Origin of the sequence: Mesorhizobium sp. M1163 (assembly GCF_040318415.1) — a bacterium.
Taxonomy (GTDB): Bacteria; Pseudomonadota; Alphaproteobacteria; order Rhizobiales; family Rhizobiaceae; genus Mesorhizobium.
This window is the reverse complement of the sequence record NZ_JAMYMF010000020.1, coordinates 108,947-126,428: the sequence shown is the minus strand read 5'-3', so window position 1 is coordinate 126,428 and position 17,482 is coordinate 108,947. Positions and strand designations below refer to the sequence as shown.

Here is a 17,482-nt window from a genome sequence, read left to right as displayed (position 1 = left end):
ACTGGATGAGCTGCCGGCAAGACAGGCGCTTCAACAGCCCAAACCCCCGGTGCCGGATTGCGGAGCTATTTTGCGCGCAGCTGATGCCCATCAGATCACCTTTCATCGGAGCGGCGGGCCTCGGCATTCGCCTCCATAGTCGATCTCGGCCAAGCGGTGTGCGTTGCCGGATTGGAGTTCAGATGACGGCGCATGTTTGGTTGAATTCGAGCCTTGCCGCGCACTGAAACGGTTCTTGCCCGTGCCTTGACCAAAGATTGCAGATGAAAATCGCTTTGAACTGCCCGGTGGCAAAGAAGGGTTATTGACAGCATCGCTGTCGAAACCGGATATCGGGCCGCAATCGATGCCCAGGGCTTCTTCTTAGGCGCAGTAACTTTGAAACAAATCCTGCCGGCAAGCGTTCCAGCATGGCGGGCGGCGTTGCCGGAGGACCCAATGCCCGACGAATACAATAACATCGTCATCCCCCAAGACCACGATGCATCGCCACTTCGGGAGGAGGAGTATTTCGTCGTCTGCCCGGCGTGCGGCCAGGCGTTCGACATCAGATGTATGGCAGAGGCGCTTCATCACAACGAACTGGGCCACGAGCCCTACGACCTTGACTCGTAGTAGGCAGTTACCGACGAACGTCGAGCCTGGTCGAGACCCACACCGAGGGTAAGTTCTCGCGCCGTCTGATCGGCTTACAACGAATCCCCGTCGCAAGGGTGGAGCTTCGCCGGCACGCTATGTCGTGACAGATACCTTGCGGCCTTCAGCGACGACTTGATTGCCGTTGCGGTTATTGCCGTTGCGCTTGTTGTCGATGCGGTCGCGGCCGTCACCGACCGGGTTGTTAACCCAGGGGAGGGCGCTTACTCCACCGCAACCATGTCGCCCAGTTCCGTCGCGACGCTCCGAAGCAGACCTGTTGCCGGCATCGGAGCCCGGGACAACATGTGATCTCCATAATCGGTACAAGCCGGAGCCCATCGCGATTGAAACTGCTGACCGGCGATCAGGCGCTCGTTGCAGAAAAAGGTTACGATCGATCGCGATGCGCGCGCTGCCTTCACCCGAAATGTGCTGGGCGTCTCCTTCCACAGCGCACACGTGCGACACGTCCTGGACGGGACGATCGCGAATCCGAACGCTGGACGGCAGGTTAGGCGCGGTTGCGATAGGCCAGATCTGACTTGCTTCACCAGTAATCCGAAGACGCCAGGGACGCACTATGCTGGATGCGTGCCCTAGCCGTCCCGGCCGTTGTATCGCCGGAGCGTCAACCCGCTGAAGTCCGGCGGTGCTTTCTCAGCCGAGTGATCGCCGACTTGCCGACCGTGATCACCCCGCCGCAGTCAATCCGCACAGCACAGAGAGTTTGTTCGCCGCGCGATCGATGCGGGTGACGTCCCCAACAAGAACGACTCGGTCGCCGGCCCGGACTTTGGGTGGCGGATCAATCGTATAAGGATGGTCATGCTCACCCTGGCGCGCCCGCTGGGGAGAATCGCGATGACGGTACCTGCCAGCGCAACCTCATCGCCGACCTCAAATTCGCGAGGCATGTTAACGTGCAGCATGGTCTTCCTCCCGATGCTTTCCTAATTGATGCTTTGCTAATGCCCGGCCAACCAGGTTGGTTGCTTGCAATCGGCTTCGTACGGTTCCGCACAATTCCAAGCTGGGGTATGCACTCCCAGTTGGCCTCGGATCGGCATTGTGTGCGTCGAATTCTGCAGAAATAGCTTTACATTCAGCGATGACCTTGGCCCGTCCAGCCCCGTGATAGCGGAGCGGCGAACTTCCTCTCGGTCGGCGATGGCCATAAACGCGGAGCGTAGAGCGAAAATGGATCCTTGGCCTTCGGGTACTTCGTCCGGTAAATTCGAAGAACGCCGACGCTGGCATCAGCTGCCACGCGGGTTATTGGAGCCAGATCATTGATGCGGGTGTCGCGCGCCTACGGCAGATCAAGTTCGGTTTCATGCGTCCCGATCTTCAAGGCCAGCGACGCCATCATCGGGCAATGTTCAGCCAGCTCACATGTTGTTCGCAATCGCTGCACAAGGAAGGTTCCGATCGGTTGACATTTCAACACTAGAGCAACCGGACAGACGCCGGAAGCGGCCCAAGCCTTGCCCTTCTTCGGGCCAGGCTTCGAGCTTTTTGGCGAGCGATCCTGAGCTCGGGCAGCGTTGGTTGCCACCAGCCTCGCTGCCGTTCCGTTAACCGGCAGCAGGCCGAGCGGGCCATGTTCTAATCAATTCAGTCAGTGTCGCCGGACGCCATCTGCCCCAGACAAAGTCGACGTTCGCCTCGATCAAATGCGGATAGAACGCCGCTAACTCCGAGGCGTCGACGAGTTCACCCGAAATCTCGGTGAAGACCAGGATGCCGTATTGCTCCGTTGCCACGGCACGGCCAAGCCGGGGTAAATCGTCAGGGGGCAGTGGATAGCGACGTCGTCTGCGCTCGGCATACCGCAATCTGGCGGCTTTATATTCCTCGGTGTCTTTGGACGCTTCCCGTCGCCGTTTCCTCTCCTCCGGTTCTGCGCGGCCTGCGGCCCTTTCGATGCTTGGCCAATGGCGCCTCAGCTCCTCGTAGGAGCGGAAAGGCACCCTCCAGGCCCGCAGTTCGTCGTCCCAGCTCGCCCATGGAACGGCTCGCAGTTTCTCGAGAACCGTCCGCGAATATGGCGTGCGGATGCGCAGGTCGTCCGCGACTTCCAGATACCGGCTCGACAGCGGATCGAAGGCGAAGGCATCCCGTCCCTTGCTGTCGTCATGTGCTACTCGTAGATCCGCCTCTTGCGCCATCCAGCGCGCTGGACGCGCCGCGCGGCAGTCTTTCCCGGCACGAACCAGCTTGTGCGCTCGTCACTCCACCTGGCGCGCGGGAATGCCTATCGAAACCGCTCAGCCGCCGCTCGATCATACGGAAAGCGCGCTTCGGCACCAGGAAGTATCTGCGGTGCAGCAGGGGCGTCGGATTTTTCCATCAGATTGCGAAGCACAGCACTGCTCGCAAACAACGCGGTGCAGGTCGTTTGGGTCCGAAAACACCAGAACGTATGGTCAGAGCCGCAAGGGGAAGCCAAGGAGGCGATCGGTGAAACTGCTCATGACCCAGATGACGCGCTACCGTGTGTCTCGCCATCACCCCACCGCCATTCGACTTTGAGAAAAATCAGGTAGACCGATCGAAACGGCCCGATTTACGAAGCTTCGCAAGCAAGCTCGTTGCCGCGCCGCAGTAGCTGGCAGAGGCCTGCTCGGCCATCGGCAGCGAACTCCACACGGTTAGTTCGGCCACCAGAAAGTCGTTGTCTGCGTCCACCGGCGCGGATCTAAGTTGTCCGTTTTTATCCATCACGATTGCTACCACGGTGTCGTTTGCGCCATACCCAATCGCCGCCATCCTTTGAATGCGAGTATCGCCGTCCACGCGAACGTCGAACAAGACAGATCCGCCAGTTTTCTCCGCGATATCATCCACTCGATCAGAAAACGGCCGATTCATACCGTCTGTATTGGCGAGTGACTGCTCCAACAAGACCAGTTCAACATACTCCGCCTTCATGCCGCAACTATGGGCGCGTATGCGCAATCGGCAATCCTACCAGGATCTTTTCACACAGGAATCCCAATGACATCATCCAGCGCACCGCGGCGCGAACGCACAGCCGTACCCAATGCTATCTGTACGCCCATGTGTGAGCGTCGCGCGCAACGGTGGAACGGTGCCATTCTCGATGAAGCTCGAGTCCCTGCCAAGCGATCCTCAGATACGTACGTATTTATAGCGAGGCGTATGGTGCCGAAGGATGAAGCGGTCGGCCACGGAAATGGGCTGGGTCAAGCCGGACCTAATCGGCCCTGTGAAGCACCTGCACGGCGAGGAAGGCCTGTGGCACGCCTAGCAGCGCGTATGGAGGTGTCGTCCTAGTGCGGGCGGTATTAGGATCGGCCTTGGCTACAGCTTCAGGCAAGGTTCTGCCGCGCCAGATACAAGCGATCAGTATCGGGAACAGCCAACTTGTGCATTGGTGCGGCGAGGAAACGAACGGCTTCAGCCTTTGCCTTTTCGGTCCAGATTGCCGTCAGGTGGCGGAGCCGCCTTGCCTTTGCCTTAGGCGCCCCAGCCTCGATCGCCGCGTCCTTCGAAAGATCACGAGCGTGCCGCCCCTTTTCGCGCGCGGAGCCGGCGCCTGCCGCCTGGCGGACTTTCCTGTCATTCGATGATCTTGATAATCTTGTGTGTGTCGGGGTCAACCACTACGGTTCGGTTGTCGATAACGGTGTAACGGTATTTAACGTCGGGAACTTCATGAAGCTCGACGGTGTCGGGCAGCGTTGAGCCAATGTTGAGCTCTACGCCCGGAAGTTTCACCGATGCCAGCGGCTGCTTTTTCACGTACTCCTTAATGACGGTTTCCTGTTCAGGCTCTATGACCACGTCTTGAGCGACAGCGGCCGCAACACCGGCCAGAAGCAGGAGTCCGGCCGCTGCGGTGGTAATATGTATTTTCATGACTGCCTCCATCCATTCGAGCGGCCTAGAAAACGCCCTGCCGCGCGCGTGGCTACAGGCCGCGATGGCTGCTAAACGCTCGCGAAACATTTGTTCCAATACTCCCCTCCTGGGTTCCTCCACCGGAACCACATGCCTCTCAAGACGTTTTGGTCAATCTCCTTTCATCATCGGCGACGAAGAGATTGAGTCGCCAACTGGCCCGGTCAGCGCGATCTGGCGGGGCTTTTTTGCAACTGTGGTGGGGAGTAGCTGAGCCGGCTAACGTGTTGGAACTTCGATCGGGCACTTCGCGTTTTCAACTCGCGTTTGAGCGTCCGATGGACGGCCGGCGCGCGCGTCACACCACGCGAAACACAAGGAGAACATCATGATCCGGAAACTTTTGGCGACCACAGCGCTGGCCACGCTGCTGGCAACCGGCGCCTATACCGGAGACAAGCTTGCTGCCGCAACACAGCCTGAAGCCACGCTTGCAGCCCCTGCGGTCGTTGCCGATGGCAACCTGGTGACCAAATTTATCGGCACCGACGTCTACAATGGGACCGCTGACAGTGCCGAGAAGATCGGTGACGTCAACGACATAGTGCTCGCGAAGGATGGAACGGCCAAACTTATCATCATCGGCGTTGGCGGTTTCCTGGGAGTCGGTGAGAAGAACGTGGCCTTTGATTTTGCCAAGGCTCAGTGGGCAGAAAAGAACGGCAGCCGCTGGCTAGTCGTGCCGACGACCAAACAAGAACTAGAGGCGCAGCCCAGCTTCGATGCAACGGCATATGAGACAGCTTCAGCATCGAACGCGACCAAGCAGCCTGCAGCCACCACTGTTGACAAAACGTCCACCGGGGCCATTGACAGGTCATCGCTGACTGAAATGCCAATAGATAAGATCCGTGCAGAAGATCTGATTGGCACCACGGTCTACGGCGCCGACGACGCAAATGTCGGAAAGATTGGCGACGTCGTTCTGAGCGGCGACAAAAACGTGGATGTAATAATAGTTGACGTTGGAGGATTTCTCGGCATCGGATCAAAGGAAGTAGCTGTTGGGATGGAGAACCTAAAATTCATGAGCGACAAAAATGGCAACAAGTATCTCTACACAAACTTCACAAAAGACCAGCTCGATGCCCAAATGGCTTACGACAAGGGCACCTATGCCCAGAATCGCGATAAGCAGCGCATGATTCTGAAATAGCAGGACCGCTATGCTTAAGAGCCCAGGTTAAGAACAGCTGGGCTCTTTGTTTGCTGACAATAGTCTCTCCCAGATTGCCACGCTATACTTGAGGTGCGGTGAAGTTTTTGCCGTCTTCTCTCCCAGCCTTCCAAATGGCGTGCTTCTGTTGATGAAACGGCTGGCTGTCGTACGAGATTGAAAAAGGTCAGAAGGAAAGTAGCGATGATCAAAAAGCCCGCCAGCCGAAGCCCTTGGCACGCGCCAGCTGATCCCGCTGAGGAACCTTTCGATCGAGCGTGATGTCAAGACGCGGATCGTTCCCATTCGATCCCCTACTCCAATTCGCCCCGCTGGCTTCGCCGGGCGGCTTTTTGCTGCGTCGCCAATAATAATCGTCATAAGTGATCCGCTGTTCGGGAACGTATGGTGTCCATTTGCATTTCCTTTGAACACCAAAGGAGGAAAATGTGAACTGGGATCAAATCAAGGGAAAATGGATGCAGTTCAAAGGCAAAGCGAAGGAGCAATGGGGTGATCTTACCGACGATGATCTTGATCGCATCGAGGGCAATCGTGACCAACTCGCCGGACGAATTCAGGAGCGATATGGAATTGCCAAGGAAGAGGCAGAGCGCCAGATAGACGACTGGTCCGGACGACTCACCTAGCGCTGGATCTAACTCGGTCCGACCGGAAGCCTCGGCGCACCCCTAATCAACCAAAGCGACGCGCGCAAGGAACTTTTCGCCGCATCTAATGTTCCCTGTTCGGGCTAGGCCAAGGAGCGTAATCATGAACAACATTATTTGGTTGGTCGGCGCCGTCGTGATCGTAATAGCCATTTTGAGCTTTTTGGGTCTGCGATAGACTGGGCGCTCCATAAGGTCCAGGCAGTCGCGGCGATCTGTTGAACCCGGATATGTAGCCCTATGGCCGATAGTGTTGAAAAAGTCCGCAACCCAGCTCGCGGACCAATATGGCCGGAATAGTTATACCGCGATGTTTGCTGGCGCTGGTTTCCATGCAGGAGGATGGCTTGCCGGTCGTCCGGGTCCTGCCGATCACCCATACGCCGCCGTCCGGTCCCAATGATGCCATCGAGATACCGGCTGCGGTCAAGCTGCGCTTGCGGCTTGACGGTGAGCGGTCGTGGGTCGTTTCGACGGAAAGCAACCGGTTCGCGGTAGACGGCCGTTCAAGATGCCGCCTGCCAAACTGCGGCTCGCCGAGCCTTCAGTCGAAGGCAGTTGATCAGCACTGCGCACCCGCATGACGTTCGGAAGGCACACCCCCCGTGCGTTCTCAAATTAGATGCACAGCTAACCAGCTGAAAACATTCACGAGCGATTCTCACATTAACTGCAAAGCGACAGCGCAAACGGCAGATGCAACACCCGCACAATCCCCCGCATATCATACCGATGCGGTGGCGGGCATGAGCATGGCCCTACTGATGCCGCGTGAGCCGGTCCATGGGTGCGTTTGCTTCGGTTAACTTGGCCAGCGCTTGCTCGACTTTCTGCGCCGAGCGGTCCGTGCGCTCGATGTGCCGCACCATTTGCCGCCTTATTCGCGCGAGCCTTGCGGCGCGAAATACGTCGCCGTATCTCGCAGTTTCAAGGTGGAGGGTCGCGAGCCTGGGCGACGATTCCAATTACCTAGCAGTAGAATTCGCGTATCCGCCTTTCGTTCCGATGTCCGACCTTACGCTCGCAAAGGGCTGGCCGGAGGGCCGCGACGAATGAGCGTCTGGTCACATGTTGCTGGCGGGTCGAATCGGTGGACGCGGTCGATACGCTGGCCTCTGCAACGGCTTGAGCGGAACATCGGCCACCGACGAGCGGATCGGCTTCATAGTGACCGGGATGGCAGCTTGGCGCTTGCGCAGCGCAGCCGAGATCTTGGCAACGAAGTCGCGTATTTCCATGGGTACTCCTCCCGAGCAGCTTCCCGTAGTCACGCTAGCACCGCCGCGCCCCCCATCACAATTAATTTTGATAGATCGAAATGGGTGGAGGGAAGGCGCCACATGAGATCAGCCGTCGTCTATCTTCCTGCCAAAACAGTACTGGATACAGGGTGGCGCGACATAGGTCCGTTGTGCTTGACACAGCCTTTGCCGGTCGAGGCGTTCGGTCGTGCTGGCGGTGTCTCAATTGCCCACCGCTTGTGAGAAACGGAGGGGCACGGGGGCCTCGCGCGAGCCAGTTATCCGATCCCCCGCTCAGAAATTTCTACCAAACATTCTGGCCTGTCATTCTGCACGAAATCGTTTGTTGATCTTTCATCAGTTCGGCGCAGCATGCCGTTCGGGCACTAGGGGTTGGGCTATCATGGATACCGAGCCGACACGCATCACGACTGACGCTCTTTCCGCCGCCATTCTTGAAGCATCAGACGGGGACGTGGTGTCCCCTAAAGCGGCCCTAGCAGCACTTCGTGCCCTGTGCCCCCACGTAATCGAGACGGATGCTGAATTGTGCGAAATTTTGCTTATCGCGGCCCCGCAAGAAGGGCGCGCCGTCCTGCTTGATCTTCGTCACGTTTCTATGGCGTTCGACGAACCAGAAGGAACCTTCAGTGACCCTCACGGCCATGCTGCGTAGGGACGTGCCTTCCGGGGGATGATCAGTTCGGAAGACTACTGCCGGAAGCTACGCAGGCTCCTAAGGTTTGTAGGCGAACCAACTCTGACACCGACGCTTGCCACACTGGCGCGGGAGCTTTCAGAAGACTCTGAGCTGCCGAAGCAAGAATCGGCCGACAAAATTCCATAGCCGTCCTACATTCCCCTCATGGCAACCCATTGGTTCTCCCCTCCGGTCCCTGTGAGGACTGAGAGCGCCGGTATGACCCGGAACGTCAACAACGTCGAGGCAGCCGGCCAGGAGCTGATGAAGTGGACCAAGCGTGGCCCCAAATGGAACCAAGCGGTACGCGTCTGCATCGCCTGCATTGCCGACGAGATGGAACCTGAGGAGGCACGGAAGGCATTCCTGGCTGCTGCCGAGGAAACTAAGATGCTCGCTGCTCCCGGGGTGCGGTGATCCTCGCGCAATGTCGCATAACGCCAATTGCTTTTCGAATTGAATTATTTCAACCTCGCATTGCAGGAACGGGCGATGCTTGGGTCGAGATCGCCAAACATTGAGGGGGCAATTTTTGAACCGCATTTTGATTACACTCGGCGCGGCAGTCTGCGTCATATCTTCGGCTGCTTCAGCCGGACAGGGAGGGGAGCAAAACATTAACTTCCTGGCTCGGATGCCCGACGCCAAGTTGAATTTGGCCGCTACAATGGCAGGTAACGTCATCGGTTTATTCAAAGATGCCGGGCGCTGAGGCCAACCGAAGGTGGAAAAGCAATTATAGCTGTTCCAGTCCTTTTATACGACGGTCTGGATAAACACCTGACACCAATCGACCTAAGTTCACGAGGGCCATCCGCGCCTATGAGGCCGCTTTGAACAAAGCGGTGCGGCGTAGGGATGATTGCCAGACTGAGAAGGCCAAGTACCCGAGACTCTACCGGTAGATAGCTGTCAGGGGGCATTGGTTAGGTCTGGAGTAATAAACAGGCGGATCTCCTGTGTCCCTGTGCGCCCTCGCCGACCTCAGGCATTTCACGCCAGATGCCGGCGATGCAGAAGATCGGCTCGTCCTTCTTTGCGAAGAGCCACTTGTCCTTGCGCTTCTTCTTGGGGTCTTCCGGATCGGTGAACTCGTAGAAACCGTCCGCCACGATCAGGCAGCGACCGGAGGTGAATTCTCGGCCCTCCGAACGGAAATTATAGACCGGCCGCTTGTTCGGTCCAGGCCAGCTCCAGCGCCGCTGCACCAAGTCGCCTTCGCCGAGCACGCCCTCGATCATCCTGATGATCGGCGCCACGTCCGTTATCTTGATGTCCTCGCGCGCCTCGAGGTTCGGCGCTCCTTCTCCGAAGCGGATCTTGATCTTCAGGTCGGCGAAGTCCTCCACGATCGAAGCGACGTCCACCATCAATCGATAGTCATTGCACATCGATCCTCCGTCCGATCGCATTGCACAGCGATCGTGTTCCTGTTATGTTCGCGTGACCATGAGCGCGACGGTTTTCGATTCCGACGCATCGCTCGACGAACGCCGCGTCATCATAAGGCGCTACGGCGGCGATGTTGAGATGGCAGAGCTGCCTTGGGGCCTTCAGCCCAGCGAAGTTGGAGGCAGGCCCTTCACCGTTGTGCGCGCTGAGGGCAGGACGTTTCCCAGTCACCGTTGCCTCGTTCCGGCATCCGAGTTCCGGCACCGGAGCAGGGGCAAGGCCTATAGCTTCTCGCTCGCCGACGGTGACTGGTTCTATTTCGCTGGAGTCTGGCGCCCGGCGACACGGGACTGGCCTGAGGCTTATGCCATCCTGACGATCGAGGCGAACGACGACGTGGCGCCCTTCCACGACCGGCAGATGGCAGTGCTGCGGCGCGATCAGCGGATGGCTTGGCTCGACGGCGGGACCTGCTTGGAAGAAGAGCTGCTTCGGCCGCTGCCTGCCGGCACGTTCGTGGTTTCGCAGCCGCGCGAAGCATCTGCACAGGCGGTGCTCGCATTTTGAACCAAAAATCCGAACTTTTTGATCTCGCCGGCCATCCGCCGCTGCCACTGTGATCGAGGCTAATATCGTTTGGACCTCAGTCGCTGCGTAGGATTTTCGCTTCTAACGCCGCTACAACGAAGGCCCGTCTAGCTACCGGCGGCTGTGCTTCACCACGCAGAACCTGAAGACATGCATCCATAGCCAGTTTTCGCTTGTTCGTCTGATGAGGGAAACTCCGCAGCAGGATCGTCGCTGCGTCGTTCACATCGAATATGATGCGCTCACGGTCATGCCGGCCAACTTGCACCACCACGGGCCGGACGAACCTGCTCGACATGCAATTACACTCTCAATTCCGACTGTGACACGGTCTTCGCGTATCATGACGTTGGGTCAATTTATACATTTGTGGCTAGGGCCAGGACAGAACTGACGGTTGCCAATCTCAAGACAAGTTGCCCGTCCAATTTCAGCAGGCCGCTACCTGAATTTGGATGGGCACCGGTCTTGTTGCGCAAGAAAGCACAGCGAATTCTGACGCGTCCGGAAGGTGAAGCGGCGCTTGGTCCCAGGCTCGGGCTTTCCTGAAGCCCCAGCCTTCCTTTCTGGGTGCCAGCCTTGAGGCGGCCGCTGCCGCAATGGCGACGCTGCTAGCGGTGCGCGGGTGCCGGGAGAGGAAGAGGGCGGGCGGGGTGCGGTGGCGGGTAAAGACCGGGAGAGAGTCTCCCGGCGTCCGCCAAGGAGCTACAACCATGACACAAATGGAAATTCTTGCGCCCAAGCGCAACGAGCGTGCCGGTTACAAGGTCGACATCAGCCGCGGCCAGCGTATTGGCCGCGTGTCGTCAGAATGGTTCAACCGGCCGGCGGACGAGCGATACCTTTCGCTCAACGACCTTGGAAATGCGGTGAAGAGCCGGTCGGAGCGCAGCAAGACCCGCATCGTCGAAAGTGAGCTCATCCGCGTCGAGGCCAGCCGAGACGATCCGGAGCGCCTGAGGCTAATGCTGCCCGATGCGCCTGCCCCTGTTGCCCCCACGCATTGGAGTTTTGGCCAACTCGCCAGCCTGGTCGGCGCACCGGCCACCTATCTGCGGCAGCTTCCAGCCCCGCTCGCCGCGATCAATCTCCAGCACGGTCTCCTCAACCACCGCACCGAGCAGGTGAAGACGCTGGAAATTGAGAACGGACGCCTCGAGCTGCGAGCCGTAACAGGCCCAGATTACGGCAGAATATTTGACTCAGAACTGGTCGACGCCGTGCAGAAGATAGCCGGCAACGGTACCGGCGACACGCGTTGGAAGGTACCCGGCGTGCTGGACTGGTCGACGGGAATCTACAATCCGCACGTCGACATCTCCAGCGACACCACGACGCTCTACGCTTCTGATCGCGATATCTTCGTGTTCCTCGTCGATGATCTGAACCCGATCGAGGCCGGGCGGCTGCCGAATGGGGAACCGGATCTCTATTTCCGCGGCTTCTATTGCTGGAATTCCGAAGTCGGAGCCCGCACCCTCGGGATCGCCAGCTTCTATCTGCGCGCGGTGTGTCAGAATCGCAATCTGTGGGGCGTGGAAGATTTCGAGGAAATCACCATCCGCCATTCAAAATACGCGGCCTCCCGTTTCGCCCTGGAAGCCGAGCCGGCCCTGATCCAGTTTGCCGATTCCTCCCCCATGCCGTTCGTCAACGGCATCAAGACGGCGCGGCGAAGGATCGTTGCCAGAGACGAAGACGATCGCCAGGGCTTCCTGCGCAAGCGCGGCTTCTCCAAGTCCGAGACCACAAAGATCATCGATACTGTTCTCATGGAGGAAGGCAGACCACCGGAATCGATCTTTGATTTCGTGCAGGGCATCACGCGGGTCGCGCGCGACAAGTCGCATCAGGATGTCCGCCTGGACATGGAGGGCAAAGCCAAGAAGCTTCTCGATTTCGCCAACTGAGTCCACAGAAGCCGGCGGCGAAAACTCTCGCCGCCGGCCTCGCCTTCGGCCGTCTCCATCAATTCCAGCGCGGTCCTCCGCGAGGCAAGAGGACGGCGCTCTTTTCGTGGGAGAACCCGGTAACGCCAACAAGCAGGAGGCCCCTCGGGCGGCTCGGTCGAGTCGAGATCCGCGAGCCGGGGCCGGGTCGGCGTGAGGCTTGGAGGCAGAGGGGGGAGGGGAGGGTTTTTGACGGGCTTGGAGGTTCGGGGAGAGGCCCCGGGCCGCCCGTCATGGAGAACCTTGACCATGGCTAAGAACGCCATTCAGAAGATCGCGATGAACGCCGCGGAGAATATTCCCTATGACAAGCTGGTGTTGTCGCAGAAGAATGTTCGGCGCATCAAGGACGGCGTGTCGATCGAGCAGCTGGCCGAAGACATCGGACGGCGAAAGCTGATCCAAAGCCTGAACACCCGTCCCGTGCTCGACGGCGAGGGCGAGGAGACCGGCACGTTCGAGGTGCCCGCCGGCGGCCGACGTTATCTCGCGCTCGGCATCCTCATCAAGCAAAAGCGCCTGGCCAAGAACGAGCCGATCCCCTGCATCGTCAACCGCGGGCAAGAGACCTCGGCCGAAGAGGACTCGCTTGCCGAAAACCTGCGGCGCGCCGACCTGCACCCGCTCGACCAGTTTCGGGCCTTCAAGACGCTTAGTGATCAGGGGTTCGATCCGGAGGAGATCGGCGCCCGTTTCTTCGTGTCGCCGGCGACAGTGAGGCAACGCCTGCGGCTAGCATCGGTATCGCCGAAGTTGCTCGGCTTCTACGAGAAGGATGAAATCCGGCTCGAGCAAATCATGGCGTTTTCGATCTCCGACGATCACGCGCGCCAGGAACGGATCTGGGAGCGAATTGCCAGCTCGCACACGCAGGAACCCTATTACATCAGGCGCCTGCTGACCGAGACGACGGTGCGAGCCGATGATCGCCGGGCCGTCTATGTCGGTGCCGAAGCCTATGAAGCGGCTGGAGGTGTCATCCTTCGCGACCTGTTCGAGCAGGATTCCGGCGGCTGGTTCCAGGATGCCGCACTCCTCGAGCAGCTTGTCTTCGACAGGCTGAAGGTGGATGCCGAGGCGATCCGCGCCGAAGGCTGGAAATGGGTGGAGGCGGCGATCAGCTTTCCCTATGGCCACACCTCCGGAATGCGGCGCATCTACGCCGAGGCGCAGGAGCTCAGCGCCGAGGAGATCGAACGCTACGACGCCCTGAAGGCCGAATACGACAAGCTGGATGCGGACTATGCCAAGGCAGAGGAGACCGACGAAGCAATTGAGGCGAAGCTCGACCAGCTGGGTGCCGAGCTCGATGCAATCGATGATCGCCCTCAAAGCTACGACCCTGCCCAGAAAGCCATCGCCGGTGCATTCGTGACACTCGCTGCGAACGGGCAGCTGCAGGTCGATGCCGGTTTTGTGCGCGCCGAGGACGAACCGCGGCCCGAGACCAGGGAGGTCAATGATGACGAGGAAGGGGACGCCGAGGGCCGAGCACGATCCGACGGCGACGACAGTAATGGTGTTGTTGTCAACGGCAAGCCGGTGGGTGACAGCTCCGAAGACGAAAGTGAGGACGATGGCGTCAAGCCGCTGCCTGATCGGCTCATTTTTGACCTAACCGCGCAGCGGACGCTGGCGTTGCGCAATGCGCTCGCCGGCGACGTCGACATCGCCTTTGTAGCGGCACTTCATGCCTTTGTCCTGCAAGCGTTCTATCGCTTCGCCCCTGACACCTGCCTGGAGATGAGCCTGAAGAGCGGCAGCTTCAGCCAGGTCGACGGTCTTGCCGAGACGTCCTGGGCAAAGGAGATCGCCGAGCGGCACCAAGCCTGGGATCGCGACCTACCCGAGGAGGCGGAGGGCCTGTGGGCGTTCCTTCTCGATCTCGACGAGCCAAGCCGCAAGGCGCTGTTCGCGCACTGCGTCTCGCTGACCCTCAATGCGGTGGTCGAACCCTGGAACAGGCGAGCGAAGGCGCTCGAGCATGCCGACGTGCTTGGCCGCTCGCTCCAGTTCGACATGGTCGACGCCGGCTGGACGCCCACGGTCGAGTTCCTCGGGCGGCTCACCAAGGCGCGGATTCTACAGGCTGTCCGTGAAGCTCGTGGCGCAAACTCGGCGCAACTGATCGACCACATGAAGAAGGACATCATGGCCCGTGAAGCCGCCCGTCTTCTCGAAGGCTCGAACTGGTTGCCCGAGCCGCTGCGCGTTGAGGTCGATGAAGTGTCTGTCGATGCTGGCGACGCGGTCGCCGGCGACATGTCGGACGAGGCAGCCCTCGACGGCGATGCCGCCGAGCTGCCGGCCTTCCTCGCCGACGATGCGGATCCATCCTCCGATGAACCGGTGACCATCGACGGCGACGAAACGGACCACCTCGAGGCCGCCGAATAGTCGGCCTCCCGGTCCCACCGGTCCGGCACCTTCGCCGGACCCTTTTCAGTTCCAACTCACTCTTAAGCCCGGGATCGCCATAGCGCGCCCGGGCGTTTTTGTTTCATGGAGATCGACATGTTCGACTGGAAAAGATCCTGCTCCTACGACGAGCAGCAGAAGAGACGTTTCCACACCACAGCCCGTTCACAGCTGAAGAAACTCGCCGCCGAACTTGCGCTGCCGCAGGGAAGCTTTGACCTGCGCTCAAACAGGGCGGGCATAGCGGTTTGCGGTGAAATAACCCTGCACCATGACCGTGCCTACATTCAGGTCGGTCAGTTCGGTCTGTCCTCAGGTCACGGCATCCTGATCCGCACCTGCAAGGGCCGCAAGGACTGCACCGGCGGGGCCAACCACTTCGTCGCACTCGGCATGCTGGACGACATTCCGGCGCTCGCCGCCGCCGTCCGTGCCATCACCGGGGTTGGTCGAGACGCTTCGTGTTCCTCTGAGCGACGCGCCGCCTAAACCCCTGCAAATCCCATCATCGCCAGTGCACGCGCCGGCCGCGGGCTCTGCCCGTCGCCAGCCACAACACAGCAAGCAGTTGCCATGGCGCGGTAATGCCGCGCGTGGCCGAGCTGCGTTCAGGAGACCCCATGACCGCACATCCACCCTTCAGGAAGGTGCTCGACGGCGTTGCCACCCGCGAGCAGATGTTTCAACTGTTCAGCCGACACAAAGACACTCCCGGCATCGATCCGCTTTCCGGCACTCCCTATTCAGCCGAGTGGTTCGAGATCACCGCGTCCGAATACCATTTCATGCTCGATTTGTTGCCGCCGCTCTTCATGCGCACCGGCATGTTCGGCATGTCGGAGTATAAGGCCGGCAACGTGACCAGCGAATTCTTCGCGATCCGGATCCGGGGCCGCGAGCGCTGGTTTCACGGCTTCTGCGATCTCACGGATCGGCAGTCGCCAGACAAGATGCGCGCCGCCATCATCGCCCACGAGACCGGCGCGAGCGACAGCATGACCCGCTCGGAAGCTCGAGGCGATCTGGAACATAACCCCTGTCGAACTCAGGGGGACCGCCCGCAACGCAGACCCCGAGACCGGGTGGGCCGAACATCGCGGCAAACGCACGATTCTCATCAACGCCGGAAGGCATGATGCTGCCTTCAAGCTGCTCGATGATCTGTCGGATCTCGAGATCGACGAGTTCCTGTCCAAAGTGCGATTGCGTCGGAGCTGACGAAGGAAGGCGACGATGGACATCTATAAGAACCGCGCCTCGACGCCGAAACCTCTCCATCACGGTGACCGACTTTCGCTCAATGTATGCACCCGCGTGCGGCGCATCCTCAGCTGTTGAGACCTTCGAGATCGTATGGCCAACTGCCCCGAGTATACGAGTATATAAGCATCCGGCCCTCAGAAAAACTTCGGGTCAGTGCCAGCCACGCGGGAGGTATCCGGCATTGCGTAAAGCGCCGATGAACAGGCTGGCCGGGCCGGCGATACTCGTCCTGGCCTGCGTTGCGAGCGGCAGCGTGTTCCAGTCCTCCAAAGGAGCGATAAAGCTGGAGAAAGCGCCATTGACCATGCAATGGCTGGTCAAACGGCCTTGCTTATCCAGCACCAGAACGCCTGTCTGATTGCTGGGATACCGGATGGCGGCGACGCGCTGAAGTTCCATGTCGCCATTGATGCGCAAATTGAAAAGCAGGACGCCGTGGCTTCTGTGGGCGATTTCTGAAACTTTTTCCGCGAAAGGAACAGAAAGCGCACGAACGCTGTCGACCGCCATCCCGAAAACAAGCGCGTCCAGCTCATCCGCCGCCATGAGGAGATTAGTTCCCAAGAAAATAGGGATTGCAATCGCTCCAACCGGATTGTGCACAGTCATCGCACTCCGCCGGCTAGACGCCTGAACATCGGTGTATGAGGCAGCTCTCTCTCGGTAGGCATGTTTGCCCCCGTTGATTTAGCCGGTTGCCCTAGGCCCATGACACACCGCTTGCTCGTTGCGGGGCTTCTCCGATAAAGCACGGCGAGAGCGATAAGATACGTCGGATACTCGCTAACACGAACAGCGACTTGGCTTGCAAGTCATGTTCACATCAAGGAACAGACTATGAAGCGCCAGATCCGGCCATTCATCGTGGAGGTGAAACAGAGGCGCGGTAAGCAGAAGCCTAGCCATTCGATCTGGGGCGATCTCGACCTGTCCAAAATTGCCACGGAGATGACGCAACCGGCTCATGCTGCTCCGCTCCCAAATTCCCAGGTCATTGACTTCAGTATAAGACCCCTTGATGCTGAAGAAGGGGAAACACCACAAGCGGAGTATATGATGGCCGATTTTCACGACGCTCAGACTGTTCAGACGACAGGAGCCCCAGCCAAAGTGGAAGTGCCTGAATCCAAGAAGAAAGTTCCGCGAGCAAAGAAAGCGAAGGCAGAGCTCGTAAAGCCGGTCCGCAAGAACGGAGCGAAACCTACACCCCAGGCGGCGGAAGCTCCCGTGGCAGCGAAGACCGCCCGCAAGACATATTCCGAGAATGAACGCGCCCAGAAGCTTGCCCAGATCGAGAAATCGATCGCTGGCGGCGCGACCAGCAAGATTGCGGTTGGCCAGGCCGGCATATCCGAGCAGACCTACTATTATTGGAAGAGGGCTGCCGCACCTTCTTCAGACAGCGGCGATCTCCGTGATCTTGTCGCGCTCGAAGAAGAGAACAAGCGCCTCAAGAGCCTGCTTGCCGACCGTCTGCGCAAGGAAAATGCCGAGCTCAAGAGGAAGCTGGGCCTGGCCTAAGGCATACTGAAGCAGCCACG

General features: G+C 59.3%; 15 protein-coding genes and 3 pseudogenes. 12 read left to right on the top strand and 6 right to left on the bottom strand.

What is annotated here, in order from left to right:
• Positions 1 to 438 precede the first annotated feature (438 nt).
• A complete protein-coding gene (locus NKH43_RS19815; protein ID WP_352859519.1) occupies positions 439 to 615 on the top strand; it encodes a hypothetical protein in 177 nt (58 codons plus the stop codon).
• Positions 616 to 2,085: 1,470 nt separating this feature from the next.
• Here NKH43_RS19815 and NKH43_RS19810 read toward each other — a convergent pair.
• From NKH43_RS19810 to NKH43_RS19800, 3 genes and pseudogenes are all read right to left on the bottom strand, one after another.
• Positions 2,086 to 2,989, bottom strand: a pseudogene (locus NKH43_RS19810) (hypothetical protein).
• Between the two features lie 188 nt (positions 2,990 to 3,177).
• A complete protein-coding gene (locus NKH43_RS19805) occupies positions 3,178 to 3,570 on the bottom strand; it encodes a hypothetical protein (protein WP_502906497.1) in 393 nt (130 codons plus the stop codon).
• Positions 3,571 to 4,221: 651 nt separating this feature from the next.
• Positions 4,222 to 4,521: a DUF1236 domain-containing protein gene (locus NKH43_RS19800; RefSeq protein WP_352643919.1), complete on the bottom strand. Its 300-nt coding sequence runs from the start codon at positions 4,519 to 4,521 to the stop codon at positions 4,222 to 4,224.
• A gap of 370 nt (positions 4,522 to 4,891) precedes the next feature.
• Between NKH43_RS19800 and NKH43_RS19795 the strand changes: the two genes are divergently transcribed.
• From NKH43_RS19795 to NKH43_RS19775, 5 genes and pseudogenes are all read left to right on the top strand, one after another.
• The gene (locus tag NKH43_RS19795) at positions 4,892 to 5,719 is read left to right on the top strand and encodes a PRC-barrel domain-containing protein (protein WP_352859517.1); all 828 of its coding nucleotides are present in this window, start codon (positions 4,892 to 4,894) and stop codon (positions 5,717 to 5,719) included.
• Positions 5,720 to 6,168: 449 nt separating this feature from the next.
• Positions 6,169 to 6,369 carry a CsbD family protein gene (locus NKH43_RS19790; protein ID WP_352859515.1) on the top strand — a complete coding sequence of 67 codons (201 nt, stop codon included), beginning with the start codon at positions 6,169 to 6,171 and terminating at the stop codon, positions 6,367 to 6,369.
• A gap of 308 nt (positions 6,370 to 6,677) precedes the next feature.
• Positions 6,678 to 6,893: pseudogene (locus NKH43_RS19785) on the top strand (plasmid maintenance toxin (PemK-like)); the annotation flags it as partial.
• A gap of 1,141 nt (positions 6,894 to 8,034) precedes the next feature.
• A complete protein-coding gene (locus NKH43_RS19780; RefSeq protein WP_352859513.1) occupies positions 8,035 to 8,307 on the top strand; it encodes a hypothetical protein in 273 nt (90 codons plus the stop codon).
• 189 nt (positions 8,308 to 8,496) lie between these two features.
• Positions 8,497 to 8,748, top strand: a complete 252-nt coding sequence (locus tag NKH43_RS19775) for a DUF982 domain-containing protein (protein ID WP_352483449.1) — start codon at positions 8,497 to 8,499, stop codon at positions 8,746 to 8,748.
• A gap of 557 nt (positions 8,749 to 9,305) precedes the next feature.
• Here the strand turns inward: NKH43_RS19775 and NKH43_RS19770 are convergent.
• Positions 9,306 to 9,722: pseudogene (locus NKH43_RS19770) on the bottom strand (SOS response-associated peptidase family protein); the annotation flags it as partial.
• Positions 9,723 to 9,780: 58 nt separating this feature from the next.
• On the opposite strand from NKH43_RS19770, the gene NKH43_RS19765 reads away from it, so the two are divergent.
• Entirely contained in the window at positions 9,781 to 10,290 is a 510-nt protein-coding gene (locus tag NKH43_RS19765) for an SOS response-associated peptidase family protein (RefSeq protein WP_352859511.1), read from the top strand.
• 76 nt (positions 10,291 to 10,366) lie between these two features.
• Here the strand turns inward: NKH43_RS19765 and NKH43_RS19760 are convergent, their stop codons facing one another.
• Complete coding sequence (locus tag NKH43_RS19760; protein ID WP_111543962.1) at positions 10,367 to 10,609, bottom strand: DUF982 domain-containing protein; 243 nt, start codon at positions 10,607 to 10,609, stop codon at positions 10,367 to 10,369.
• A gap of 415 nt (positions 10,610 to 11,024) precedes the next feature.
• Between NKH43_RS19760 and NKH43_RS19755 the strand changes: the two genes are divergently transcribed.
• From NKH43_RS19755 to NKH43_RS19740, 4 genes are all read left to right on the top strand, one after another.
• The gene (locus NKH43_RS19755) at positions 11,025 to 12,221 is read left to right on the top strand and encodes a DUF932 domain-containing protein (RefSeq protein WP_352859510.1); all 1,197 of its coding nucleotides are present in this window, start codon (positions 11,025 to 11,027) and stop codon (positions 12,219 to 12,221) included.
• A gap of 288 nt (positions 12,222 to 12,509) precedes the next feature.
• Positions 12,510 to 14,657: a ParB/RepB/Spo0J family partition protein gene (locus NKH43_RS19750; RefSeq protein WP_352859508.1), complete on the top strand. Its 2,148-nt coding sequence runs from the start codon at positions 12,510 to 12,512 to the stop codon at positions 14,655 to 14,657.
• A 117-nt stretch (positions 14,658 to 14,774) separates the two neighbouring features.
• A complete protein-coding gene (locus tag NKH43_RS19745; protein ID WP_352859506.1) occupies positions 14,775 to 15,167 on the top strand; it encodes a hypothetical protein in 393 nt (130 codons plus the stop codon).
• 131 nt (positions 15,168 to 15,298) lie between these two features.
• A complete protein-coding gene (locus NKH43_RS19740) occupies positions 15,299 to 15,814 on the top strand; it encodes a DUF1419 domain-containing protein (RefSeq protein WP_352859504.1) in 516 nt (171 codons plus the stop codon).
• 277 nt (positions 15,815 to 16,091) lie between these two features.
• Here NKH43_RS19740 and NKH43_RS19735 read toward each other — a convergent pair whose 3' ends face one another.
• Positions 16,092 to 16,550, bottom strand: a complete 459-nt coding sequence (locus tag NKH43_RS19735) for a hypothetical protein (RefSeq protein ID WP_352859503.1) — start codon at positions 16,548 to 16,550, stop codon at positions 16,092 to 16,094.
• Between the two features lie 228 nt (positions 16,551 to 16,778).
• Here NKH43_RS19735 and NKH43_RS19730 point away from each other — a divergent pair, with 228 nt between their 5' ends.
• Positions 16,779 to 17,462 (top strand): transposase, encoded by a 684-nt coding sequence (locus NKH43_RS19730; RefSeq protein ID WP_352859501.1) that lies wholly within the window; start codon positions 16,779 to 16,781, stop codon positions 17,460 to 17,462.
• Positions 17,463 to 17,482: the final 20 nt, after the last annotated feature.